This is a genomic window from Streptomyces sp. NPDC046215 (genome assembly GCF_040646215.1).
Lineage (GTDB): Bacteria > Actinomycetota > Actinomycetes > Streptomycetales > Streptomycetaceae > Streptomyces > Streptomyces stramineus.
Genome location: NZ_JBEYZW010000011.1, coordinates 10,958 through 35,096, shown reverse-complemented (window position 1 = coordinate 35,096; position 24,139 = coordinate 10,958). Strand labels below are relative to the sequence as shown.

The 24,139-nt window shown below is 73.4% G+C and carries 17 protein-coding genes; 15 read left to right on the top strand and 2 right to left on the bottom strand.

The window, feature by feature from the left end; translation table 11 throughout:
- The first annotated feature begins 69 nt into the window (after nucleotides 1-69).
- Nucleotides 70-891 (top strand): oxidoreductase, encoded by an 822-nt coding sequence (locus tag ABZ951_RS07320; protein ID WP_344089435.1) that lies wholly within the window; start codon nucleotides 70-72, stop codon nucleotides 889-891.
- 318 nt (nucleotides 892-1,209) lie between these two features.
- Here the strand turns inward: ABZ951_RS07320 and ABZ951_RS07315 are convergent, their stop codons facing one another.
- A complete protein-coding gene (locus tag ABZ951_RS07315; RefSeq protein WP_344089436.1) occupies nucleotides 1,210-2,055 on the bottom strand; it encodes an HAD family hydrolase in 846 nt (281 codons plus the stop codon).
- A gap of 453 nt (nucleotides 2,056-2,508) precedes the next feature.
- Between ABZ951_RS07315 and ssd the strand changes: the two genes are divergently transcribed.
- The 7 genes from ssd to ABZ951_RS07280 all read left to right on the top strand — a co-directional run bounded on the left by ssd (nucleotide 2,509) and on the right by ABZ951_RS07280 (nucleotide 7,408).
- Nucleotides 2,509-3,627, top strand: a complete 1,119-nt coding sequence (ssd, locus tag ABZ951_RS07310; protein ID WP_344089437.1) for a septum site-determining protein Ssd — start codon at nucleotides 2,509-2,511, stop codon at nucleotides 3,625-3,627.
- Nucleotides 3,624-4,781, top strand: coding sequence for a TadA family conjugal transfer-associated ATPase (locus ABZ951_RS07305; protein WP_344089438.1), 1,158 nt, complete (start codon nucleotides 3,624-3,626; stop codon nucleotides 4,779-4,781). Before ssd ends, ABZ951_RS07305 begins: the two co-directional genes overlap by 4 nt.
- Complete coding sequence (locus tag ABZ951_RS07300) at nucleotides 4,778-5,680, top strand: type II secretion system F family protein (RefSeq protein ID WP_344089439.1); 903 nt, start codon at nucleotides 4,778-4,780, stop codon at nucleotides 5,678-5,680. Before ABZ951_RS07305 ends, ABZ951_RS07300 begins: the two co-directional genes overlap by 4 nt.
- Nucleotides 5,681-5,907: 227 nt before the next feature.
- Nucleotides 5,908-6,498 carry a type II secretion system F family protein gene (locus ABZ951_RS07295; protein WP_344089440.1) on the top strand — a complete coding sequence of 197 codons (591 nt, stop codon included), beginning with the start codon at nucleotides 5,908-5,910 and terminating at the stop codon, nucleotides 6,496-6,498.
- Between the two features lie 32 nt (nucleotides 6,499-6,530).
- Nucleotides 6,531-6,740 (top strand): DUF4244 domain-containing protein, encoded by a 210-nt coding sequence (locus ABZ951_RS07290; RefSeq protein ID WP_344089441.1) that lies wholly within the window; start codon nucleotides 6,531-6,533, stop codon nucleotides 6,738-6,740.
- Nucleotides 6,727-7,071 carry a TadE family type IV pilus minor pilin gene (locus tag ABZ951_RS07285; protein WP_344089442.1) on the top strand — a complete coding sequence of 115 codons (345 nt, stop codon included), beginning with the start codon at nucleotides 6,727-6,729 and terminating at the stop codon, nucleotides 7,069-7,071. Before ABZ951_RS07290 ends, ABZ951_RS07285 begins: the two co-directional genes overlap by 14 nt.
- Nucleotides 7,049-7,408 (top strand): Rv3654c family TadE-like protein, encoded by a 360-nt coding sequence (locus ABZ951_RS07280; RefSeq protein WP_344089443.1) that lies wholly within the window; start codon nucleotides 7,049-7,051, stop codon nucleotides 7,406-7,408. The genes ABZ951_RS07285 and ABZ951_RS07280 overlap by 23 nt, the downstream gene beginning before the upstream one ends.
- Nucleotides 7,409-8,135: 727 nt before the next feature.
- On the opposite strand, the gene ABZ951_RS07275 is transcribed toward ABZ951_RS07280, so the two are convergent.
- Nucleotides 8,136-10,601, bottom strand: a complete 2,466-nt coding sequence (locus ABZ951_RS07275; RefSeq protein ID WP_344089444.1) for a DEAD/DEAH box helicase — start codon at nucleotides 10,599-10,601, stop codon at nucleotides 8,136-8,138.
- 54 nt (nucleotides 10,602-10,655) lie between these two features.
- On the opposite strand from ABZ951_RS07275, the gene bldG reads away from it, so the two are divergent.
- From bldG to tmk, 7 genes are all read left to right on the top strand, one after another.
- Nucleotides 10,656-10,997 carry an anti-sigma factor antagonist BldG gene (gene bldG / locus ABZ951_RS07270; protein WP_030367299.1) on the top strand — a complete coding sequence of 114 codons (342 nt, stop codon included), beginning with the start codon at nucleotides 10,656-10,658 and terminating at the stop codon, nucleotides 10,995-10,997.
- 108 nt (nucleotides 10,998-11,105) lie between these two features.
- Nucleotides 11,106-11,567 carry an ATP-binding protein gene (locus ABZ951_RS07265; protein ID WP_344089470.1) on the top strand — a complete coding sequence of 154 codons (462 nt, stop codon included), beginning with the start codon at nucleotides 11,106-11,108 and terminating at the stop codon, nucleotides 11,565-11,567.
- Nucleotides 11,568-11,920: 353 nt separating this feature from the next.
- On the top strand, nucleotides 11,921-14,314 hold the full coding sequence (locus ABZ951_RS07260) for a sodium-translocating pyrophosphatase (protein WP_344089445.1): 2,394 nt from the start codon (nucleotides 11,921-11,923) through the stop codon (nucleotides 14,312-14,314).
- Between the two features lie 273 nt (nucleotides 14,315-14,587).
- A complete protein-coding gene (locus ABZ951_RS07255; protein ID WP_344089446.1) occupies nucleotides 14,588-15,160 on the top strand; it encodes a small secreted protein in 573 nt (190 codons plus the stop codon).
- A 147-nt stretch (nucleotides 15,161-15,307) separates the two neighbouring features.
- Nucleotides 15,308-16,834 (top strand): methyltransferase, encoded by a 1,527-nt coding sequence (locus tag ABZ951_RS07250; protein ID WP_344089447.1) that lies wholly within the window; start codon nucleotides 15,308-15,310, stop codon nucleotides 16,832-16,834.
- Between the two features lie 236 nt (nucleotides 16,835-17,070).
- Nucleotides 17,071-19,926: a type I DNA topoisomerase gene (gene topA / locus ABZ951_RS07245; protein ID WP_344089448.1), complete on the top strand. Its 2,856-nt coding sequence runs from the start codon at nucleotides 17,071-17,073 to the stop codon at nucleotides 19,924-19,926.
- A 128-nt stretch (nucleotides 19,927-20,054) separates the two neighbouring features.
- Nucleotides 20,055-23,414: a dTMP kinase gene (gene tmk, locus ABZ951_RS07240; protein WP_344089449.1), complete on the top strand. Its 3,360-nt coding sequence runs from the start codon at nucleotides 20,055-20,057 to the stop codon at nucleotides 23,412-23,414.
- Nucleotides 23,415-24,139: the final 725 nt, after the last annotated feature.

Here is a 24,139-nt window from a genome sequence, read left to right as displayed (position 1 = left end):
GTGAGAGCTGCGCGTGAAGAAGACCACTCCTTCGAGGGGTGTGAACCCGAAGTGCGTACTGTCTTACCCATGAGTACGACTGCCGATCCGCTCGCCGCCCTGGGCTCGCTCCCTGGTGTCGCCGACTCCGTGGACTCCGTGCGCAAGGCGGTGGACCGCGTCTACGGACACCGGGTGATGCGCCGCCGCAGCAACGAGATCACCTCCGAGGCCGCGCTCCGCGGCGCCCGTGGCTCCGCGGCGCTCGCCGGCGCCGACTGGGAGCTCGAAGAGGTGCGCCGCCGCTCCGACTTCAGCGTCGAGGGTGAGCCGCGGACGGTGGGTGCGGCCCTGCGGCTGACGGCCGAGGCCGGGCAGCTCCTGAGTGTGTGGCGGCAGTCGCCGCTGCGGGTTCTGGCCAGGCTGCACCTGGTGGCCGCGGGCGGGGCCCGGCCCGACGACGCGGTGGGGCGGCCCCGGCTGGCGGGCGAGCCGGTCGAGGAACCGCTGATCGAGCTGGCGCTGCCCGACGCGGACGAGGTGGCGGGGCGGCTGGAGGGGCTGGCCAGCCTGCTCATCGCCGGGAGCGAGGCTCCCGCGCTGGTGACGGCCGCGGTGGTGCACGGTGAGCTGCTCGCCCTGCGTCCGTTCGGCTCCTGCAACGGGCTGGTGGCGCGGACCGCCGAGCGCATCGTGCTCGTCGGCAGCGGGCTCGACCCCAAGTCGATCTGCCCGGCCGAGGTGGGCCACGCGGAACTGGGCCGAACGGCCTATCTCGCCGCGCTCGAGGGCTATACGTCCGGGACGCCGGACGGTGTCGCGGCCTGGATCGCGCACTGCGGCCGCGCTGTTGAGCTGGGAGTTCGTGAGAGCACGGCCGTGTGCGAGGCGCTCCAGCGCGGAGCCGCCTGACGTCCGGCGGCTTCCGGGGCCGGACAGGGTTGCGGCGGTACCGGTGAAGACTGGTACCGCCGCTGGCACGTTCGCCGGGTTACCAAGCGTGCACGAGATTTGCCCATCAGGCCGGGAACTTCTGCCCGTACCTGGTGCGGCTGGCCCGTAATCGACGGGTCGGCGTCGCGTGGGTGCCCGACGTTCGTGCGCGGTCCGTGGGCCGTGGTGCGTGAAGGGCTTCCTCTCGGATGTCCCTGGTCTCGCGGGCCGTTGATTCCTTTCTACTCCTGTCGTCGCCGAAGCGGAAGCCCGAGGCGCAGTTCTTTGCTTTTGCCGTTAAATTCGGGCAATCCGGCCGCAGGGCTCGCGGCGTCGGCTGGCGAACCAGACCAGGCCCGCGGTGGCGGCGGCCGCCCCGAACGCGGCGGCCGCGACCAACGCCGGACGCGACGGCATCGACAGGCCCGCCACTCGTTGCTTGAGCCGTACCGGCCGGTTGAAGGAGAGGACCGGCCAGTCGCGGGCGGCCGCCTCGCGGCGCAGGGCGCGATCGGGGTTCACCGCGTGCGGGTGGCCGACCGACTCCAGCATGGGCAGATCCGTCGCCGAGTCGCTGTAGGCGTAGCACCGGGTCAGGTCGTATCCCTCCGAGGCGGCGAGCTCCTTGACGGCCTCGGCCTTGGTCGGGCCGTAGGCGTAGTACTCGATCTCGCCGGTGAAGGCGCCGTCCTCGACCACCATGCGGGTGGCGACCACGCGGTCAGCCCCGAGAAGTTCACCGATCGGTTCGACGACCTCGGCGCCGGAGGTGCTGACAATCACCACGTCGCGACCGGCGGCGTGGTGTGCTTCGATGAGAGAGGCGGCCTCGTCGTAAATGATGGGGTCGATGAGTTCGTGCAGGGTCTCCGCGACGAGCTCGCGCACCTGCTGCACATTCCAGCCCCGGCAGAGCGCGGAGAGATACTCGCGCATCCGCTCCATCTGGTCGTGATCGGCCCCGCCGACCAGGAAGACGAACTGGGTGTATGCGGTACGCAGCACGGCACGCCTGTTGATCAGGCCGCCTTGGTAGAAGGACTTGCTGAAGGTGAGAGTGCTCGACTTCGCAATGACCGTCTTGTCCAGATCAAAGAACGCGGCAGTCCGAGGCAACGAGTGGTTTTCCACGCTGCCGAGCATAGGCGCCCTCCATTCGGCGTAAGGTGAGGCGTGTGGGTTTGCCTGAGAAGGCTCTCGGGTACACCATGGAAGTCACGGATCGTTCGCGACCGTGTCTAACCCGGTCCGACTCCTCCCCCCCCGAGTCGGCCGTGGGGACGACCCCCGCTCTCCCCCCCGGCGGGGGTCGTCGCATGTCCGGACGCATTTCGGGCCTGCCCATCCGGCCTCCCTTCCTCCCGTGCGGCTCCACGCGCCGCTGCCTCCCCTCCTTCATACACGTCACGCTGCGTAATGGTCGGGGTGCTCTCCGGAAGTCACCGGTATAGGTGACCGGGATATTCACAACGGTGGAGTTGTCCACAGATTCCCACCAAGATCCACATGATTTCTCAGTTCCCTGCACGGTGATTCCCCGCGCTGTTCCGCGAAGTCCGCGGAAGCGAGAGCGCGACGTGGGACGGGGAGGACACCGTGACCGGATCCAACACATCCGATTGGCTGCCCGCAGCCGGAGCAAGAGACGCCGGGCCGTTGATCGTCACGGAGGACGAGGGGCTGCTCGACGACCTGCTGCGCCTGTGCGCGGCGGCCGGGGCCACCCCCGAAGTGGCCCATACGGTGCCCGCACACCGGGCCGGACGGCCCGGGGCACCTCTGATCCTGATCGGTGACGACTGCGCCCATCGGTGTGCGAACACCGTCACGGCGGCGCCGGCGGAAGGAGTCGTGCTCGTCGGCAAGGACGCCGGCGACCCGGGGGTCTGGCGGCGGGCCGTGGAGATCGGCGCGCGCAACGTGGCCGTGCTGCCCGGCAACGAAAGCTGGTTGGTCGACCGGATCGCGGATGCCGTCGAAGGGGCCGGACGGCCCGCCCTCACCCTCGGCGTGATCGGCGGGCGGGGCGGCGCGGGCGCGAGCACCCTCGCTTGCGCCCTGGCGGTCGGAGCCGCCCGCGCGGGGCGGCGCACCATGCTCATCGACGGCGATCCGCTCGGCGGAGGGCTCGATGTCCTTCTCGGCGGCGAGAGAACGGAAGGGCTGCGCTGGCCGGCCTTCGCCGGATCCCGGGGCCGAGTGGCGGGCCGGGCCCTGGAGGAGGCCCTCCCCGAACTGCACTCCTTGCGCCTGCTGAGCTGGGACCGCGGCAGCCGGGCGACCGTGCCGCCCGACGCCATGCGGGCCGTTCTCGCCGCCGCGCGCCGCCGCGGCGGAGTGGTCGTCGTCGACCTGCCGCGCCGGCTGGACGAAGCGGCCGTCGAAGCCCTCGGGCAGCTGGACGTGGGCCTGCTGGTGGTGCCCGCCGAGCTGCGGGCCGTCGCGGCCGCGCACCGTGTCGCCGAGACGGTGACGACGGCACTCGCGGACCTGCGGGCCGTCGTCCGCGGGCCCTGCGCCTCCGGATTCGACGCCGAGGAGATCGCCCGGCTGCTCAAACTGCCCCTGGCCGGTGAACTTCCAGCGGAGAGCGGGCTCCCGGCCGCCCTGGCGGCGGGCCGGCCCCCGGGTTCCGCCGAGCGCGGACCACTGGCCCGGTTCTGCGCGGAGTTCTGGTCACAGGTGACCACCGAGAGCGAGGGAGTTCCGGGATGAGTACCGACCTGCTGGAAGCGGTACGACTGAGGCTCGCCGGAAGCGGCGCGGAGCCGACCCCCGCCCGGGTTGCCGAAGCCCTCCGCGAGGAAGGCCGGCTGCTCGGGGACGCCGAAGTGCTCGGCGTCGTGGCCCGGCTGCGCTCCGAGCTCATCGGCGCCGGCCCCCTGGAGCGGCTGCTCGCCGAGCCCGACGTCACCGATGTGCTCGTCACCGCCCCCGACCGGGTCTGGGTGGATCGCGGCGCGGGCCTGGAGCGCACCGATGTGACCTTCCCCGACGCGGCGGCGGTGCGCAGGCTCGCTCAGCGGCTCGCCGCGATCGCCGGACGCCGGCTGGACGACGCCCGCCCCTGGGTGGACGCCCGGCTCCCCGACGGCACCCGGCTGCACGCCGTACTGCCCCCGGTCGCCGTCGGCTCCACATGCCTTTCCCTCCGCGTGGTGCGGCCGCGCGCCTTCACCCTGGACGACCTGGTGGCAGCGGGCACCGTGCCGCCGGGCGGAGCGCGGCTGCTGCGCGCGGTGCTGGACGCCCGGCTCTCCTTCGTCATCAGCGGGGGAACAGGCTCCGGCAAGACCACACTGCTCACCTCCTTGTTGGGGCTGGTCGCTCCGGACGAACGGATCGTCCTCGCCGAGGACTCGGCGGAGCTGCGCCCGGACCACCCGCACGTGGTGCGGCTGGAGACCCGCCCGGCGAACCAGGAGGGAATGGGCCTGGTCACCCTGCGGGATCTGGTGCGCCAGGCGCTGCGCATGCGGCCGGACCGCCTCGTCGTCGGAGAGGTGCGCGGCCCGGAGGTCACCGACCTTTTGGCCGCGCTGAACACGGGGCACGAAGGGGGCTGCGGCACGGTTCACGCCAATGCGGCGGCGGATGTGCCCGCCCGGCTGGAGGCGCTGGGGTCGACCGCCGGGCTCGACCGCGCCGCCCTGCACAGCCAGTTGGCGGCTGGGCTCGCGGTGGTGATCCACCTGGTCCGCGAGCGGGGCGGCAGTCGGCGGATCGCCGAGATCCATGTGCTGGACCGCGATCCGGCCGGGTTCGTGACGACCGTCCCGGCGGCCGTCCGAGGCCCCGGGGGCTTCGAACGGGCAGCGGGGTGGAACCGGCTGGCGACACTGTGCGAGCGCGGCGGGAGCACGCCATGACAGCCCCGGGGGGACTGCCGCAGGTGTCGCTGGTGTGCGCGGCCTTGCTGGGTGCGGTGGCCGTGCTGACGGGGCTGAGGCGGCCGGGACTTGAGCTGCGGAGGGCGAGGCTGCTCCTCGCGGACGTGAGCGTCGCCGGAGCCGCCGGGCCCGGCGGGCCGCTGTGGCCGCCTGCGTGGGTCGGTGAGTGGGGAGGGCGGCTGCGGAGATCGGCCCGGGAGCGGCGCGAGCTGCTGTGCCTGCCCCTCGGGTGTGGTGTGGCGCTGTGGGGGGAGTCCGTGTTGCCGCTCATCGCCGCGGCGGTGGCCGTGCCACTTGTACGGCGTCGGATCGCCGTACGGGTAGCGGGGCGCGACCGGGAGAGGTGCGAGGCGGCGGTGATCGAGCTGTGCGGGACCGTCGCCGGTGACCTCCGGGCCGGCAGACATCCCGGCGAGGCGCTCGCCGGGGTCCGGGCGGCGGAGCTGGGGCCCGGATGGGACGCGGTCCCGGCGGCGGCGCGATTCGGTGGCGACGTGCCCGGCGCGTTGCGGGCGGTGGGTCGTCGGCCCGGGGCGGAAGGGCTGCAGGGGGTGGCCGCGTGCTGGCAGGTCGCCGTCGACGGCGGAGCCGGGCTCGCGGCCGGCCTCGAAAGGGTGGCGGAGGCGCTGAGCGCCGAACGCGACCAACGCGAGGAGCTGCACGCCCAGTTGGCGGGCACGAGATCCACCGCGGCGATGCTGGCGGTTCTGCCCCTCCTCGCGCTGTTGATGGGGAGCGCGCTCGGCGCCGCACCGCTGCGCGTGCTGCTGCACACCACGGCGGGGCTGGGCTGCCTGGTGCTCGGGGCTCTCCTGGAGGGTGCGGGGCTGGCCTGGACCGGGCGGATCGTGCGGACGGCCCGAGGGGAGGAGGTGTGAGAGAAAAAGTTATCCACATCCTGTGGATAGTGATTCCGTTTGCCCTCACCTTCGTCTCCGGGGCGATGGCTCTGCGCAGGATTCGCAGGAAGAGTCTGGCGCGCCGTCGGCTCGTAGCGCTGTTCGGCCCGGGCCGCCCGGGCGGGCCGGACGCCCCGGTGGGGGCGTGGGATCGGCTGCGGGCGGGGGCTGAGCGGCTGTCCGCGGCTCGGGGTGGAGTGCCTGCCGTGGGGGCGGGCGCCGCCGGGTTCATCCTCGTCGGCGGGGTCGCCGGGTGCGTGGTCGGACTCGCCGCCGCGTACGGCATCTGGCGGTGGCGACGCCGTGACAGGCGCACCGGTGCCGGGGTGTCAGTGGATGCGGCGACCAGTGAAGTGGGGCGGCAACTTCCCCTTGCGGCAGACCTCGTGGCGGCCTGTCTGGCGGCCGGGGCGAGTCCGAGGGAGGCGGCGGAGGCGGTGGGCGGCTCGCTGGGCGGCGCTGTGGGCGAGCGGCTCGCCAGAGCGGCGGCGGAGGTGCGGCTCGGGGGTGACCCGGCCACGGCCTGGAACCGGCTGGGCGGCCTCCCCGGAGCCCTGGCGATGGCGCGGTGTCTGGAGCGGGCCCAGGCCACGGGCGTGCCGGCGGTGGAGCCCATGTCCCGGCTCGCGAGCCGGTTGCGGGCCGAGCGCAGCCGGACGGCCGGCATACGGGCCCGGCGCGCGGGCGTCCTGGCCACGGCCCCGCTGGGGCTGTGCTTCCTGCCCGCCTTCCTGACGGTCGGTGTGGTGCCGGTGGTGATCGGGCTGGCGAGCGGGCTGATGAAAGGCAGTAACTGACGGTGCGTGAATCGAAGGCGGGAGAAACGGTGATGAGCGTGCAGTGGTGGTCGAAGGTCCGTTCTTGGCACCGGTCGCGAAGGGAAGCGGGCGGTGAGGCCGGGATGTCGACGGCCGAGTACGCCGTCGGGACCCTGGCGGCGTGTGCGCTGGCCGCGGTGCTCTACAAGGTGGTCACCAGCGGCGCCGTCAACGCGGCACTGCAGGGGCTGATCAGCAGGGCGCTCAATGCGCCGTTCTGACGACGGCTATGTGACGGCGGAAGCCGCGCTGGTGCTGCCGACGCTGACTCTGTTCGGCGCCGCCCTGCTCTGGGGGCTGATGGCCGTGTCCGCGCAGATCCAGTGCGTGGACGCGGCCCGGGCCGGGGCCAGGGCGGCGGCCCGCTCCGACCCGCCGCCGGTGGCCGTCGCCGCGGCCAGAGCGGCTGCTCCGGCCGGGGCCCGGATCGTCGTGGCGCGCGCAGGGGATCTGGTCCGGGTGCGGGTGGAAGCCAGGTCGGCCGGCCCGGGGCCGCTGGCGGTGGAGCTGGCGGGAGAGGCGGTGGCTCTTGCGGAAGAGACCGTGGGGTGACGGGGGGACGGCCTCGGTGTGGGTGGCGGTGGCGGCGTCGGTGTTCTGCGTGGTCCTCGCGGCGGTGCTGGCCATGGGGCAGGCGATCGTGGCACGCCACCGGGCGGGCGGAGCGGCCGACCTCGCGGTCCTGGCCGCCGCGGACCACGCGCTGAGAGGCGAGAGCGCCGCGTGCGGCCTCGCCCGGCGGGTGGCCGGGGCCCAGGGAGTGCGGGTGGTGCGCTGTGCCGTGATCGGTGAGTTCGCCGAGGTGTCGGCGGAGGCGCGGGCCGGCCCGTACACCGCGCGAGTCCGCTCCCGGGCAGGCCCGGCGGCCGTGACGGGTGCCGGGCCGTGACGGGGCGGGGACGCCTCGCCAGACCCTGGGCTGAGCCGGACTCCGGCCTGGGCCGGCTCCTCCGCCGGGGCCCGTGGGGCGGGGCCGCGCCGGGGACTGTGTGGCGGGACCGCACCGGGGACTGTGTGGCGGGGCCACCCCCCGGCCGGGAGCAGCTTCCCAGGGAGCGAGCCGCAGCCTCCGGCCGGGCTGGGTTCCTCCGGTCTGTCGTGACGGGGCGGAGGCGGGGCAGGGGTCTTCCCAAGGCCGCCGGCCCCTCCGCGCCCGGGGCGCGGAGACAAAGTCCGGCCTGTCCCGGCCCGTCCGCCGGGGCCTGGGGCGGGGAGGCATCCCGACTGGGGAAGTGGCCCCCCCAGGGCCCGCAGGAGGGCTCGGAGGGGCTCAGCAGCCGCCTACGGGCTCGTTGCCGGGGCAGCGCCCCCCGAGGATGAGCCGCAGCCTCCGGCCGGGCTGGGCCTCTCCGCCCTCGTCGTGACGGGGAGGGGCGGCTGTCTCCCCCCAAAGGCCCGCGCTCCGCCCGGGCGCTGAGACAAGCCCCGGGGGAGCCGGCCCGGGCTCGTCCGCCGGGGGCGCGGGGACCAGGCGCCCCGGCTGGGGGAGCGGGCCCCCGAGGCCCGCAGGCGGGTCTGGGGGCGGCTCCCCGCCGGGGACCTCGGGACCACGCCCCGGCTGGGGAGTGGGTCCCCAGTAGCCCGCAGGTGGGGTCTGGGGGCGGCTCAGCAGCCGTCTACGGCTCTTCTCCGGGGACGGCGGGGACGGCGGGGGCGTCGGCCAGGAGGCGGGTCAGGAGGCGGATGGCGGCTTTTTTGTCGAGGGGGTCGTTGCCGTTGCCGCACTTGGGGGACTGCACGCAGGACGGGCAGCCGGACGCGCACTCGCAGGAGGCGATCGCCTCCCGGGTGGCGGTGAGCCAGCGGGCCGCGGTGTGGAAGGCGCGTTCGGCGAAGCCGGCACCCCCGGAGTGGCCGTCGTAGACGAAGACGGTGGGCAGGAGCGTGTCGGGGTGGAGGGGGACGGAGACGCCGCCGATGTCCCAGCGGTCGCAGGTGGCGAAGAGCGGCAGCATGCCGATGGAAGCGTGTTCCGCGGCGTGGAGGGCGCCGCCGAGGGCCTCGGGGTGGATCCGGGCGTCGTCGAGCTGGTCCTCGGTGACCGTCCACCACACGGCGCGGGTGCGCAGGGTACGGGGCGGCAGGTCCAGCTTGGACTCGCCGAGGACCTCGCCGCTGATGAGCCGGCGGCGGAGGAAGGAGACGACCTGGTTGGTGACCTCGACGGAGCCGAAGCACAGCCGCGCGTCCCCCCAGGGGACCTCGGCGGTGGTCTCCAGGATGGAGATGGCCGTGGTGTCCCGGGCCGTCGTCGAATAGGGCGGGTCGGCCCGCTCGACCAGGGCGGCGTTGTCGTCCAGGTCGAGGTGGCGGACGAGGTAGGTAAGGCCCTGGTGGAGGTGGACCGCGCCCTCGTGGACGGTGGTGTGGGCCGCGGCCGCGTCCACGGTGCCCAGCAGCCGCCCGGTGCCCTCCTCGACGATCTGGACGGGCCGCCCGCCGCCGCCCCGGATGTCGGTCAGGTCGGCGGCGCGCTCGCGGCGGGTCCAGTGCCAGGCGGCGGCGCGCCGGCGGAGCAGCTTGCGGTCCTCCAGCTGGGAGAGGAGTCCGGGGGTCTCGGGGCCGAACAAGGGCAGGTCGGCTTCGGTGAGCGGTAGCTCGGCGGCCGCGGCGCACAGGTGGGGGGCGAGGACGTAGGGGTTGTCGGGGTCGAGGACGGTGGATTCCACCGGCTGCCGGAAGAGGGCCTCCGGGTGGTGGACGAGGTAGGTGTCCAGCGGGTCGTCCCGGGCGACGAGGACGGCGAGGGCGCCCCGGCCCGTGCGGCCGGCGCGGCCGGCCTGCTGCCACAGGGAGGCCCGGGTGCCGGGGTAGCCGGTCAGGAGGACGGCGTCGAGGCCGGCGACGTCCACGCCGAGTTCCAGGGCGCTGGTGGCGGACAGGCCCAGCAGCTCGCCCGAGTGCAGGGCGCGCTCGATGGCGCGGCGCTCCTCGGGGAGGTAGCCGCCCCGGTAGGCGGCTACGCGGGAGGGCAGCGACCGGTCCACGGCGGCCAGCCGCTCCTGGGCGATCAGGGCGACGAGCTCGGCGCCGCGCCGGGAGCGGACGAACGCGACGGTGCGGACGCCCTGGACCACGAGATCGGTGAGGAGGTCCGCGGTCTCGGCGGTCGCCGTCCTGCGCACGGGGGCGCCCTTCTCGCCGTGCAGCTCGGTCAGCGGCGGCTCCCAGAGGGCGAAGACCAGCTCGCCGCGCGGGGAGGCGTCGTCCGTGATCTCCGCCACCGGCACCCCGGTGAGCCGGGAGGCGGCGGTGGCCGGGTCGGAGACGGTGGCCGAGGCGAGGAGGAAGACCGGATCCGAGCCGTAACGGGCGCAGACGCGCCGGAGCCGGCGCAGCACCTGGGCGACGTGCGAGCCGAACACGCCGCGGTAGGTGTGGCACTCGTCGATGACCACATAGCGCAGGGCGCGCAGGAAGGAGGACCACTTGGGGTGGGAGGGCAGGATGGAGCGGTGGAGCATGTCCGGGTTGGTGAGCGCGTAATTGGCGTACTGGCGCACCCACTCCCGCTCCTCCACGGGCGTGTCGCCGTCGTAGACGGCGGCCCGGACGCCCTTGCCCAGCGGCCCGGCCAGGGCGCGCACGGCGCGCCGCTGATCGGCCGCCAGGGCCTTGGTGGGGGCCAGGTACAGGGCGGTCGCCCCACGGCCGTTCGGGGCGTTCGAGCCGTCCAGCAGGGCGCTCAGGACCGGGGCGAGATACGCGAGGGACTTGCCGGAGGCGGTGCCCGTGGCCACCACCACCGACTCGCCGCGCAGCGCGTGCTCCGCCGTGAGCGCCTGGTGCGCCCACGGCCGCTCGATACCGGCCGCGCGGATCGCGTCGACGACTTCCGGCCGGATCTTCTCCGGCCAGGGGGCATGACGTCCCGGGCGCGGGGGCAAGTGCTCCGTATGAGTGATGCGTGCAGCCCGATCGGCCCCGGCGGTGATTCGGTCGAGGACCGTCCGGGGAGCGGGATGTATGCCCGCCTCCGGCGGGAGTTGATCGTTGGCCATCGACACCGAGTGTGTCACCGGCGTGACGGACAATGGCGCCAAGGCGTCGTGCGCGCCTGCCGGTAAGTGATTGAATGCCATCGCGGCTGCCGATCCATGGGGGGCGACCGCTCGATGCAAGGTGCTGGAGGATCCGTGGACCTGTCCCTGTCGACCGAGACCGTAGGCGACCGTACGGTTGTCCGGGTCGGTGGCGAGATTGATGTGTACACCGCGCCCAAGCTGCGTGAGCAGTTGGTCGAGCTTGTCAACGACGGCAGCTACCACCTCGTCGTGGACATGGAGGGCGTCGACTTCCTCGACTCCACCGGGCTCGGCGTGCTGGTCGGCGGCCTCAAGCGAGTGCGCGCCCATGAGGGCTCACTGCGCCTGGTCTGCAACCAGGAGCGCATTCTGAAGATTTTCCGTATCACCGGCCTGACCAAGGTGTTCCCGATTCACACCTCGGTCGAGGACGCGGTGCAGGCGACCGACTGAGGTCGTCGCCGGAAGACTGCCACGCGGGGGGTACCGGGCTGAGGAGCCCGGCCCCCTCGCGAGTCCGCCCTTTTCCAGAAGAGGGCACGTATGACCGAGGGGGATGGCATGGCCACCGTCGAACTGCTTTTCAGTGCCCTTCCCGAGCATGTCCGCACCGCCCGTCTGGTGGCGGCCGCGGTGGCGCGCCGGGCCGGGGTCGACGAGGCCGTGCTGGACGAGCTCCGGCTCGCCGTGGGCGAGGCGTGCTCACGGGCGGTCGGCCTGCACATCAGCCATGAGGTACCCAGCCCCGTCCGGGTCGTGCTGATCGAGGACGAGAAGAAGTTCTCCATCGAGGTCGGTGACGACGCGCCGCACGCCACCCACGTCGACAGCTCCGCCACGCCCGGTGCGCCGACCGGTTTCGGTCCCGTCGTCCCCGCGCAGGACGACGGCGCAGACGGTGAGGACGACATGGGTCTCGCCGTGATCAGCGGTCTGGTCGACGACGTCGAGGTGACCGCGGACGAGCACGGCGGTCTGATCCGTATGAGCTGGCCGACGACAGCGGCAGCCGTACTGCCGTAGTCCGGCGTCATCACATTGTCGTAGCGGGGTGCCCCCGTTTCGTCGTAACTGTGGCCGGCGTGGAACCCGCTCCGGACCGGTGTCGTAATTCCCGGTATAGCGCGCGCCGCGGGCCCTTTTCCGATCTCCATCTGGCGATCTTTGCTTTCGGATCTTGCCCCGAGATCGTTTATCCGGCGGATCAATCACCCGATCTTCACCGGCGCGGTCCAATTCCCGTGGGGGCGCTCTGTTTTGATCTCGCCATGCTCCCTACAATCCGTCCATCTTGAGCTCAGGACGCCTGAGCGTGGCGGCTGTCCCGCGGTCGCGGTCCGGCCGCGCGCCCATGTGCCAAACGTCAAGGAGGACGAATGGCGGGGCCCCTTACCCCTGAACAGGTGGACTTCACTCAGAATCTCGCGGCCGAGCTGACCCGGGGCAATCGCACACTGGTGATGGTGATCGCAATTGTCGCGCTGGCGGCGCTCGTGGTCGCCGTGGCACTCGTACGGCAGGTCCTCGCGGCAGGTGAGGGCACCCAGCGCATGAAAGAGATCGCCGCGGCGGTGCAGGAAGGCGCGAATGCCTATCTCGCCCGGCAGATGCGCACGCTCGGTGTATTCGCCGTGGTCGTGTTCTTCCTGCTCATGCTGTTGCCGGCCGACAACTGGTCGCAGCGCATCGGGCGTTCGGTCTTCTTCTTGATCGGCGCCCTGTTCTCCGCGGCCACCGGCTATATCGGCATGTGGCTCGCGGTGCGCAGCAATGTGCGGGTCGCCGCGGCCGCGCGTGAGGCCACGCCGGCCGAGGGCTCGCCGCGGAAGGATCTGACGGACGTCTCCCACCAGGCCATGAAGATCGCCTTCCGGACAGGCGGGGTCGTCGGCATGTGCACGGTCGGGCTCGGCCTGCTGGGCGCCTCCTGCGTGGTCCTGGTCTATGCGGCCGACGCGCCCAAGGTGCTGGAGGGCTTCGGGCTCGGCGCGGCGCTGATCGCGATGTTCATGAGGGTCGGCGGCGGCATCTTCACCAAGGCCGCCGACGTCGGCGCCGACCTGGTCGGCAAGGTGGAACAGGGCATCCCCGAGGACGACCCGCGCAACGCCGCCACCATCGCCGACAATGTGGGCGACAACGTCGGCGACTGCGCGGGCATGGCCGCCGACCTCTTCGAGTCGTACGCCGTGACTCTCGTCGCCGCGCTGATCCTCGGCAAGGTCGCCTTCGGGGACGCCGGGCTGGCCTTCCCGTTGCTCGTGCCCGCCATCGGCGTGGTGACGGCGATGATCGGCATCTTCGCCGTGGCGCCGCGGCGCAGCGACCGCAGCGGGATGACCGCCATCAACCGGGGTTTCTTCCTCTCGGCCGTCATCTCGCTCGTCCTCGTGGCGGGGGCGGTGTTCGTGTACCTGCCGTCGACGTACGGGGAATTGAAGGGCATCGGTGACGCGGCGATCAGGGGCCACGACGGTGACCCGCGGGTCCTCGCGCTGGTCGCCGTGGCCATCGGCATCGTCCTGGCCGCGCTCATCCAGCAGCTCACGGGCTACTTCACCGAGACCAACCGCCGGCCCGTGCGGGACATCGGCAAGTCCTCGCTGACCGGTCCCGCGACCGTCGTCCTGGCCGGTATCTCCATCGGCCTGGAGTCGGCCGTGTACTCGGCGGTGCTCATCGGCCTGAGCGTCTACGGGGCGTTCCTGCTCGGCGGCACGTCGGTCATGCTCGCGCTGTTCGCCGTCGCCCTCGCCGGGACGGGCCTGCTGACCACGGTCGGCGTCATCGTTGCCATGGACACCTTCGGGCCGGTCTCCGACAACGCCCAGGGCATCGCCGAGATGTCCGGTGACGTCGAGGGTGCGGGCGCGCAGGTGCTCACCGACCTCGACGCCGTGGGCAACACCACCAAGGCGATCACCAAGGGGATCGCCATCGCCACGGCGGTGCTCGCCGCGGCGGCGCTGTTCGGCTCGTACCGCGACGCGATAGCCACGGCCGTCGAGGACGTGCACGCGAAATCCGGCGAACTGGGCCTGAGCCTGGACATCTCCCAGCCCAACAACCTGGTCGGGCTGATCCTCGGGGCCGCGGTCGTGTTCCTGTTCTCGGGGCTGGCGATCAACGCGGTGTCGCGGTCGGCGGGCGCGGTGGTCTACGAGGTGCGGCGGCAGTTCCGCGAGCACCCCGGGATCATGGACTACACCGAAAAGCCGGAGTACGGGCGGGTGGTGGACATCTGCACCAAGGACGCCCTGCGCGAACTCGCCACGCCCGGGCTGCTGGCCGTCATGGCGCCGATCGCGGTGGGCTTCTCGCTCGGGGTCGGCGCGCTCGGCTCCTACCTCGCGGGCGCGATCGGCACCGGCACCCTGATGGCCGTCTTCCTGGCCAACTCCGGTGGCGCCTGGGACAACGCCAAGAAGCTGGTGGAGGACGGCCACCACGGCGGCAAGGGCAGCGAGGCGCACGCCGCGACCGTCATCGGTGACACGGTCGGCGACCCGTTCAAGGACACCGCCGGGCCGGCCATCAACCCGCTGCTGAAGGTGATGAACCTGGTCGCCCTGCTGATCGCGCCGGCAGTGGTCAAATTTTCCTACGGCGACGATGCCAACGCGGGCCTGCGGGCCGGGATCGCGGTGCTCGCCATCGTCGTCATCGTCGCCGCCGTGTACGTCTCCAAGCGGCGCGGCGTCGCCATGGACGGTGACGGCGAGAGCGCCGGGAAACCGGCCCAGCCGGTGGACCCGGCCGTGGTCTCCTGAGCCGGCCGCGGGCTGTGGGAGCCGCCCGCAGGAGCATCGGGGGCGGTCCCGAGCGGTGCTGAGCACGTGTCAGGAAGGGGTGCGGGCGGCGCGCGACGGCGCGTCGCCCGCTGCCGGTGTGCGGGCCCGCCGGCCCGTTCCGGATGCGGCGAACGCCACGCCCCTCTTGGTGCAAATGGCTCTAAAAAGGGGCGTACAGGGCACTCGGCTCGGAGGCGATACCGCCTGGACGTGTAAGTTCCGGGGCCGAGAGCCATCGAAGGGACCGATCCGGTGAACAAGAAGCTTGTGGCTGCACTGTCCGGCGGTGCGGCACTTGTCCTGGCGCTGACGGGCTGCAGCGGCGACGACGACGGCAACAAGAAGCTCGACGACTGGGCCAAGAAGGTCTGCGACCAGATGCAGCCGCAGGTGAAGAAGATCCAGGACGCCAATCACTCGATCGCCGGCGTCCAGACCGAGGAGGACTCCAAGAAGGTCCAGCAGACCGACTCGGCGGCCTTCCAGGCCAACGCCGACGCGTACAAGGCGCTGGGCAAGGCCGTGGAGGACGCCGGGGCGCCGCCCGTCAAGGACGGCGAGACCAGCCAGAAGAACGCCGTCAAGGCGCTCAACGACCTCTCCGCGGCGTACTCCGGGCTCAAGAAGCGCATGGACGGCCTGGACACCGGCGACAAGGCCAAGTTCGCCGAGGGCCTCAAGGCCATCGGCGGGGACATCGGCAAGCTCAGCAGCCGGAGCGACGAGGCGCTGAAGAAGCTGCAGTCCGGCGACGTCGGCCAGGCGATGAACCGGCAGCCCGGCTGCAAGAAGGACGCGGGAGCACCGTCCACGTCCAAGGTCTAGCGGGTCCGCGCCCTGCGGGCCGTCGTTGCCGCCTGCGGGGGTGAGCGCCCTGCGGGCGCGTCCTCAATCGCCGGACGGGCTGGAAGGCCCGTCCGGCGTGGCGCCCGGCTTTCGCCATTCGGCGGTGGCGCCCCCGACAATGGAGCGGTGAGTACGCTCCTTCCCACCGCCGACCGCGCCCGCACCGCCCGACTGCGCGACGCCCTGCTCGCCGCCGCCTTCACGGCCGACGGCCTCCTCGACCTGCTCGGCGCCCCCGCCTACGCCGCCCTCGCCCGCAGCGAGACCGTCCCCGCGCTGCGCGCCACCCGGGGCGACGGCCCGCTGGAGACGCTGGTCCGCCTCTTCCTGCTGCAGCGGCCCGTCGCCCAGGGGCCGGCCGCCGCCGCGCTGCCCCTGGCGGACTGCCTCGCCGACGGCTGGCTGCTCCGGGACGGCGACGAGGTGCGCGCGAGCGTGGACGTCCGCCCCTACAGCGGCCCGGACGGCGAGGACTGGTGGATCGTCTCCGACCTCGGTTGCGCCGTCGGCGGCGCGGGCGGCATCGCCGGGGGCTCCGGCGGCCCGGCGGGGGTGGAGCGCTCGCAGCTGGTCCTCGGGGTCGGCGGTGCCTCCACGACGCTCGCCGGGATCACCGTCCGTACCCCCGTCGACAGCGCCCTGGACCTCGGCACCGGCTCCGGTATCCAGGCCCTGCACGCCTCCCGGCACGCCACCCGGGTCACCGCCACCGACCTCAACCCGCGCGCCCTGCACTTCACCCGCCTGACGCTCGCCCTCTCCGGGGCGCCCGAGGCCGACCTGCGCGAGGGCTCGCTCTTCGAGCCGGTCGCGCACGACACCTTCGACCTCATCGTCTCCAACCCGCCCTTCGTCATCTCGCCCGGCGCCCGGCTGACCTACCGCGACGGCGGTATGGGCGGCGACGACCTGTGTCGCACCCTCGTACAGCAGTCGGCGGACCGGCTCAACGACGGCGGCTACCTCCAGCTGCTCGCGAACTGGCAGCACGTCGAGGGCGAGGACTGGCGGGAGCGGCTGTCCTCCTGGGTGCCGCGCGGCTGCGACGCGTGGATCGTCCAGCGCGAGGTCCAGGACGTGGCCCAGTACGCCGAGCTGTGGCTGCGCGACGCCGGTGACCACCGCGGCGACCCGGCCGCGTACGCGGCGCGCTACGACGCGTGGCTGGAGGAGTTCGAGGCCCGCAAGACCAAGGGCGTCGGATTTGGCTGGATCACGCTGCGCAAATCGGGATCCGAACAGCCGTCCGTCACGGCGGAGGAGTGGCCGCACCCCGTGGAGCAGCCGCTCGGTACCTCCGTTCGGGGTCATTTCGAGCGACAGGACTTCCTGCGCTCGCACGACGACGCCGCGCTGCTCGCCGCCCGTTTCCGGCTGGCCGACGAGGTCGTCCAGGAGCAGGTCGGGCTGCCCGGCGCGGAGGACCCCGAGCACGTCATCCTGCGGCAGAACCGCGGAATGCGGCGGGCCACGAAGGTCGACACCGTCGGCGCGGGCTTCGCCGGCGTGTGTGACGGCTCTCTCAGCGCCGGCCGCATCCTGGACGCGATCGCCCAGCTCGTGGGGGAGGACGCGGTGCTGCTGCGCGACCGCACCCCGGAGGCGATCAGGCTCCTGGTGGAACAGGGATTCCTCACCCCCGTGACCGACTGACGGGGGGCGGGTTCTCGTCACCCTGCGCGCGTGGCCCGATACGGGCCGCGCGGTGCCCCGGCGGGCCCGCCACCCCGGCGGTCTGCCGGTCCGGGCGGCAGACAGGACGCTTGTCGGGTTACCGTTCGAGTGGCGTTGCGGGCTTTTTCCGTTTGACACGGGGGCGGGATGTACCGTCACACTCCGCAGCGTCACCGCAGCGCCTACACCGAGTGCCGACCGGAAGAAGAGCGAAGTTGTCCCCGACCAGCGAGACCGCACAGGGCGGCCGCCGACTCGTCATCGTCGAGTCGCCTGCCAAGGCGAAGACGATCAAGGGCTACCTCGGCCCCGGATACGTCGTCGAGGCGAGCGTCGGGCACATCCGTGACCTGCCGAACGGGGCCGCCGAGGTCCCGGCCAAGTACAAGGGCGAGTCCTGGGCCCGGCTCGGCGTGAACGTCGACGCCGACTTCCAGCCCATCTATGTCGTCAACCACGACAAGAAGGACCAGGTCAAGAAGCTCAAGGAGCTGCTGGCTGAGTCCGACGAGCTCTTCCTCGCCACCGATGAGGACCGCGAGGGCGAGGCCATCGCCTGGCACCTCCAGGAAGTCCTCAAGCCCAAGGTCCCCGTCCGCCGGATGGTCTTCCACGAGATCACCAAGGACGCGATCCGCGAGGCCGTCGCCAACCCCCGCGAGCTGAACAAGAAGCTCGTCGACGCCCAGGAGACCCGCCGCATCCTCGACCGCCTCTACGGCTACGAGGTCTCGCCGGTCCTGTGGAAGAAGGTCATGCCCCGGCTGTCGGCCGGCCGGGTGCAGTCCGTCGCCACGCGCCTCGTCGTCGAGCGGGAGCGCGAGCGCATCGCCTTCCGCTCCGCCGAGTACTGGGACCTCACCGGCACTTTTGCGACGGGCCGCGGCGGCGACGCCTCCGACCCCTCGACGTTCGCCGCCCGGCTCAGCGCCGTCGACGGCCGCCGCGTCGCCCAGGGCCGGGACTTCGGCTCGACCGGTGTGATCAAGGACGGCTCGCCCGTCCTCCACCTGGACGAGGCGAATGCCCGCGCGCTGGCCGCGGCCCTCGCCGAGACCTCCTTCGCGGTGCGGTCCGTCGAGTCCAAGCCCTACCGCCGCTCCCCGTACGCGCCGTTCCGCACCACCACGCTCCAGCAGGAAGCCTCGCGCAAGCTGGGCTTCGGCGCGAAGGCGACCATGCAGGTGGCCCAGAAGCTGTACGAAAACGGCTTCATCACCTATATGCGTACGGACTCCACCACGCTGTCCGAGACGGCCGTGCAGGCCGCGCGGGCCCAGGTGACCCAGCTCTACGGCGCCGACTACCTGCCGGACAAGCCGCGCACGTACGCCGGCAAGGTCAAGAACGCCCAGGAGGCGCACGAGGCGATCCGCCCCTCGGGTGATCGTTTCCGCACCCCCGCCGAGACCGGGCTGAGCGGTGACCAGTTCCGCCTCTACGAGCTGATCTGGAAGCGGACCGTCGCCTCCCAGATGAAGGACGCGGTCGGCAACTCCGTCACCGTGAAGATCGCCGGCCGGTCGGCCGACGGCCGGGACGCCGAGTTCAGCGCCTCCGGCAAGACGATCACCTTCCACGGCTTCATGAAGGCGTACGTCGAAGGCGCCGACGACCCCAACGCCGAGCTCGACGACCGTGAGCGCCGCCTCCCCCAGGTCACCGAGGGCGACGCGCTGACCGCCGAGGAGATCACGGCCGACGGTCACGCCACCAAGCCCCCGGCCCGCTACACCGAAGCCTCGCTGGTCAAGGAGCTCGAAGAGCGCGAGATCGGCCGCCCGTCGACCTACGCGTCGATCATCGGCACCATCCTCGACCGCGGCTACGTCTTCAAGAAGGGCACGGCGCTCGTCCCGTCGTTCCTGTCCTTCGCCGTCGTGAACCTGCTGGAGAAGCACTTCGGCCGGCTCGTCGACTACGACTTCACCGCCTCCATGGAGGAGGACCTCGACCGCATCGCCCGCGGCGAGGCCCAGGCCGTGCCGTGGCTGCGCCGCTTCTACTTCGGCGAGGGCTCCGAGGGCGTCGCGGGCGGCGCCGCCGACGCCGGCAACGGCGACGGCGACCACCTCGGCGGCCTCAAGGAGCTCGTCACCGACCTCGGCGCGATCGACGCCCGCGAGGTGTCCTCCTTCCCCGTCGGCGACGGCATCGTGCTGCGCGTCGGCCGCTACGGCCCCTACGTCGAGCGCGGCGAGAAGGACTCCGAGGGCCACCAGCGCGCCGACGTCCCCGACGACCTGCCGCCCGACGAGCTGACCGTCGAGCACGCCGAGGAACTGCTCGCCAAGCCCAGCGGCGACTTCGAGCTCGGCACCGACCCCGTCAGCGGGAACCCGGTCATCGCCCGGGACGGCCGCTACGGCCCCTACGTCACCGAGGTCCTCCCCGAGGGCACCCCGAAGACTGGCAAGAACGCGGTCAAGCCGCGCACCGCCTCCCTCTTCAAGTCGATGGCCCTCGACACGGTCACCCTCGACGACGCCCTGAAGCTGATGTCGCTGCCGCGCGTCGTCGGCAAGGACGCCGAAGGCGTGGAGATCACCGCCCAGAACGGCCGCTACGGCCCATACCTGAAGAAGGGCACGGACTCGCGGTCCCTGGAGACCGAGGACCAGCTCTTCACGATCACCCTCGACGAGGCCCTCGCCATCTACGCGCAGCCCAAGCAGCGCGGGCGGGCCGCGGCCAAGCCGCCGCTGAAGGAGCTGGGCACCGACCCGGTCAGCGAGCGCCCGGTCGTCGTCAAGGACGGCCGCTTCGGCCCGTACGTCACGGACGGCGAGACCAACGCCACCCTGCGCCGTGACGACGACGTCGAGACGATCACGCCGGAGCGCGGCTACGAGCTGCTCGCGGAGAAGCGGGCCAAGGGCCCCGCCAAGAAGACCGCGAAGAAGGCACCGGCGAAGAAGGCCACGGCCAAGAAGGCGACCGCCAAGAAGACGGCCACCAAGGCCACGGCCGCCAAGAAGACCGCCGCGAAGAAGACCACGGCGGCCAAGAAGACCACGACCGCCAAGAAGACGGCCGCGGCGAAGAAGACGGCGGCGGCTCCGGCCGAGTAGTCGCGCCGCGCGGTGACGTGAGCGGAGGGCGGTGGGCCGGGATCCGGCCCACCGCCCTCCGCTCATGCTCCCCGCACGCGTGTTCGGAGAGGCGGTTGGGGTCCTGCCACTCCGGATAGGCTGGCAGGATGACGCGAGCCGAGCAGCCAACCGTGGAGACCCCCACCTCAGGCGCCCTAGCCGCGGACTCCCGCGAGCGCGCCGTCCGGGCCCTCCTGCGCATCCCACCGCTCCGGCGGCTGTGGAGAGCCCAGTTCGCCGGCGGGGTGGGCGACTGCCTCGCCCTCCTCGTCCTCCTGCCGCTCGCCCTGCAGGCGGCGGTCGCGGCGGGCTCCTTCGGAGGGGGCTATCGCGGTGCCGCCCTCGCGGTCGCCGCGGTCCTCGGGGCGCGGCTGCTCGCCACCTTCCTCTTCGGCGCCGTCCTGCTCGGCCCGCTGTCCTCGCTCATCGCGCCCGGCGGACCGCTCGACCGCCGCTGGACGATGATCGGCGCGGACGGCGTACGCCTCGCCCTGCTCGCCGTCGCCCCCCTGTGGATCGACTGGACCGAGAGCCGGGCCCTGGCCCTCCTGCTCGTCTCGGCGTTCGTCATGGGCGTCGCCGAACGCTTCTGGACCGTCGCCAAGGACGGCGCGGCCCCCGCGCTGCTGCCCGCCCCGCCGGCCGAGGGCACCGCCGTACGGCCGCTGCCCGACCACTACGACGCCCTGCGCCGCCTCTCCCTGCGCACGAACTTCGTCGCCCTGCCCGTCGCGGCGGCCGCGCTCGTCGCCATCACCCTCGTCAGCAACGTGCTCGGCTCCGGCATCGACTGGTTCCACACGCACCAGACCGCCATGGGCGCCTTCCTCGCGGCCGCGCTCTTCGCGACCTCCGTCGCGATCCTCTACCCGAGCGCGCTCCCGAACACGCAGTCCCCCCGGGCGCGCTCCCCGCTGGAGGGCCTGCGCCGCCCTCGGACCGCCCAGGGCCCCGACACCGGCCGCACCGGAGCGATCCCCGTCCTCGTCCTGGCCTGCGCGGCCGTCGCGGGAGCCATCGCCGCAGCCGTCGGCGTCGCCACGCTCCAGGCCGTGGACCTCGGCGGCGGCCCGGTGGCCTTCGGGCTGCTCGTGCTCGCGCTCGCCGGCGGCCCGGTCATCGGCATCCGCAGCGCCCGGAAGGTGCTGCCCGGCTTCTCCCGCCGCCGCTTGCTCGCCCTGGCCCTGGCTGTCACCGGCCTCGCGCTCCTCGCGGCCGGCCTGGTGCCCGACCCGACGACGGTGCTGCTGCTCATCCTCCTCGCGGGCGTCTGCGCCGGCATCGCCGCCAACACCGGGCACTCCCTGCTCGACCAGGAGACCGAAGAAACCCGCAGGGCCCGCACCACCGAGCACCTGCACGCCGTCGTCCGGGTCACTGCGGCGCTGGGCGCGGTCGTCGCCCCGCTGCTCGCCGGGGCCATCGGGCCGCACCGGATGGAGAACGGCAGCTTCGTCTTCTCGCACGGCGGCGCGGCGTTCACGCTGATGCTCGTCGGCGCGCTGCTGCTGCCCGTCGGGGCGCTCGTCCTCGGCAAGACCGACGACCGGCACGGCGTACCGTTCCGCCGCGACCTCATGGACGTCCTGCGCGGTGGCGACCCCGACCAGGCGCCCTCCGCCACCGGCTTCTTCATCGCCTTCGAGGGCGGTGACGGGGCCGGCAAGTCCACCCAGGTCCAGGCCGTCGCCGACTGGATCCGTGCCAAGGGCCACGAGGTCGTCGTCACCCGCGAGCCCGGCGCCACCCCCATCGGCAAGCGGCTGCGGGCCATCCTCCTCGACGTCTCCTCCGCCGGTCTGTCCGACCGCGCCGAGGCCCTGCTCTACGCGGCCGACCGCGCCGAGCACGTCGACTCCGTCGTCCGGCCCGCCCTGGCGCGCGGCGCCGTCGTCATCACCGACCGCTACATCGACTCCTCCGTCGCCTACCAGGGCGCCGGGCGCGACCTCTCGCCGACCGAGATCGCCCGGATCTCGCGGTGGGCCACGGACGGGCTCGTCCCCCACCTGACGGTGCTGCTCGACGTCTCGCCCGAGACCGCGCGGGAACGGTTCACCGAGGCGCCCGACCGGCTGGAGTCCGAGCCGGCCGAGTTCCACCAGCGGGTCCGGGCCGGGTTCCTGACCCTGGCCGCCGCCGACCCCACCCGCTACCTCGTCGTCGACGCCGGCCAGGAGCCGGAGGCCGTCTCCACCGTCGTGCGCCACCGGCTCGACCAGCTCCTCCCGCTCTCCGCCGCCGAGATCGAGGCCCGCGAGCAGGCCCGCAAGGCCGCCGCCGAAGAGGCCCGCCGCAAGGCCGAGGAGGAAGCCGCCCGCAAGGCGGAGGAGGAGCGGCTGGAGCGCGAGCGCCAGGCACAGCTCGCCAAGCTGCGGGCCGAGGAGGAGGAGCGCAAGCGCCGGGAGCTGGAAGAGGCCCGGCAGCGCGAGGAGGCGCGCCTCGCCGAGGAGGCCCGGCAGCGGGCCGAAGAGGCACAGCGCAAGGCGGAGGAGGAGCGCAAGCGCGTCGAGGCCGAGGAGCGGACGCGCGCCGCCGAGCAGGAACGCCTCCGCAAGCGGGCCGAGGAAGAGGCCCGGCTGCGCGCCGAGGCGGCAGAGCGGCGCCTGGAGAAGCAGCGCAAGGCGGAGGAGGCCCTGCTGCGCGCGGAGGAGGCCCGGGTCGCGGCGGCCGCGGCTGCGGCGGCCGCGCCTGCCGCGCCTGCCGCTGATGAGGCGCCGACGGTGGAACGGCCGGCTGTCCGCCGGCCGGACCCGCGGGTTCAGGGCGGGTCGGAGGCGGAGACGGTGCAGAGGCCGTCCCTGCGCAAGCCGGGTTCCGCTGACGCGGACGGCACGCGTGCCGCCCGCCGACCCGACCCGCGCGAGGCGGATCTGACCCCGACCGTCGAGCGGCCGCGGGTCGAGCCCCGCCCGGAGGCGGAGCCGCCGTCCGGCGCGGAGCCGCCGTCCGGCGCGGGTGACGAGACGGCCGTGCTGCCGCCCGTGCCCGCCGTGCCGCCTGTCGCGCCCCGGCGCATCACCTGGGGCACGGAGGGGGAGCGGGCCGGCGGCGCGGCGGACTCCGAGGAGACCGCGGTCCTCCCGCAGCCTCCCGCCCGGCCCGCGGCCGAGGACGAGACGGCGGTGCTGCCGCCTGTACGGCCGGCGGCCGAGGACGAGAACGCCGTGCTGCCGCCCGTCCGGCCCGCGGCACCGGCCGCGCCCGCGCGCGTGGAGCGGCCCGAGGATCCGGCGGACCGGGTGCCGACGTGGCTGTTCCGCCCGGAGGACGACGGCCCGCGGCAGGCCCCCGCCGAGTCGGACAGCGAGCGCACGCGCGAGCTGCCCGCGGTGCACGGCGACCAGACGGCCCGCCGCCGCCCCGGCTGGGCCGAGGAGCCGGCGGACGACGACGCCCCGACCCTGGCGGACGAGCTCCTGGGCCGGCGCGACGAGGAGGAACGGCGCCGCCGCGGCGGCAAGTGAGGGGAGCCGGGACCGGGCCGGTGGGCGATGTGCGCGGGCGGCCGGCGCTGCGACGGCACGCCGTAGCGGCCGTGGGAGTGAGTCCGGGGCCGCTGCGGCGTGCCGCGCACGTGGCACGAGCCGGAGGCGCGGCGGTGCCGGATGGACGGCGCAACCGGCGCGCCCGACCGCGTACGACGGCACGCGGGGGAGTGCGGATCCGGTCGGCGCCCCTGGGCCGGGCCGGGCTGCCACGTCATCGGATCGGCCGGCGGTCCTGCTAGGGGGCGGTCGCGCCGCCGGTCCGGTCCGGGGCGCCGTCGTGCCGGTCGGCGCTCTTGCCGGGAGCGGTCGCGTCGCTGCGGCAGCGACGGGATCTTTCGGCCCGTCGGCGGGTGGCGGTGTGGGCACGTGGGGGAGCGCGGATCCGGTCGGTGCCCGTGGCCCGGGCCGCGCCGACCGGTGCTCCCGCCGGAGCGGGCACCTCGCCGTGGCAGTGGCGGAACCTTCCGGTCTGACGATGGCGGCGGCCACGCAGCGGTGCGTGCACCCGGTCGCTGCCCCTGGCGCAGGACGGGCCCAGGTCGGGCCGGGCCAGGGGCGGCGCCCCCAACCCGTAGCCAGGTGTCCGAGCGTTCGTTCGCCCTGTGGCCCTGTGGCCCTGTGGCCCTGTGGCCCTGTGGCCCTGTGGCCCTGTGGCCCTGTGGCCCTGTGGCCCTGTGGCCCTGTGGCCCTGTGGCCCTGTG

What these genes read in the sequence shown, in the direction of transcription:
- ABZ951_RS07320 (WP_344089435.1), top strand. Translation starts at nt 70, where the DNA reads ATGAGTACGACTGCCGATCCGCTCGCCGCCCTGGGCTCGCTCCCTGGT.
- ABZ951_RS07290 (WP_344089441.1), top strand. Translation starts at nt 6,531, where the DNA reads ATGAGCGTGCAGTGGTGGTCGAAGGTCCGTTCTTGGCACCGGTCGCGA.
- ABZ951_RS07265 (WP_344089470.1), top strand. Translation starts at nt 11,106, where the DNA reads ATGGCCACCGTCGAACTGCTTTTCAGTGCCCTTCCCGAGCATGTCCGC.
- ABZ951_RS07300 (WP_344089439.1), top strand. Translation starts at nt 4,778, where the DNA reads ATGACAGCCCCGGGGGGACTGCCGCAGGTGTCGCTGGTGTGCGCGGCC.
- ABZ951_RS07260 (WP_344089445.1), top strand. Translation starts at nt 11,921, where the DNA reads ATGGCGGGGCCCCTTACCCCTGAACAGGTGGACTTCACTCAGAATCTC.
- ABZ951_RS07275 (WP_344089444.1), bottom strand. Translation starts at nt 10,601, where the DNA reads ATGGCATTCAATCACTTACCGGCAGGCGCGCACGACGCCTTGGCGCCA.
- ABZ951_RS07315 (WP_344089436.1), bottom strand. Translation starts at nt 2,055, where the DNA reads ATGCTCGGCAGCGTGGAAAACCACTCGTTGCCTCGGACTGCCGCGTTC.
- tmk (WP_344089449.1), top strand. Translation starts at nt 20,055, where the DNA reads ATGACGCGAGCCGAGCAGCCAACCGTGGAGACCCCCACCTCAGGCGCC.
- ABZ951_RS07285 (WP_344089442.1), top strand. Translation starts at nt 6,727, where the DNA reads ATGCGCCGTTCTGACGACGGCTATGTGACGGCGGAAGCCGCGCTGGTG.
- ABZ951_RS07305 (WP_344089438.1), top strand. Translation starts at nt 3,624, where the DNA reads ATGAGTACCGACCTGCTGGAAGCGGTACGACTGAGGCTCGCCGGAAGC.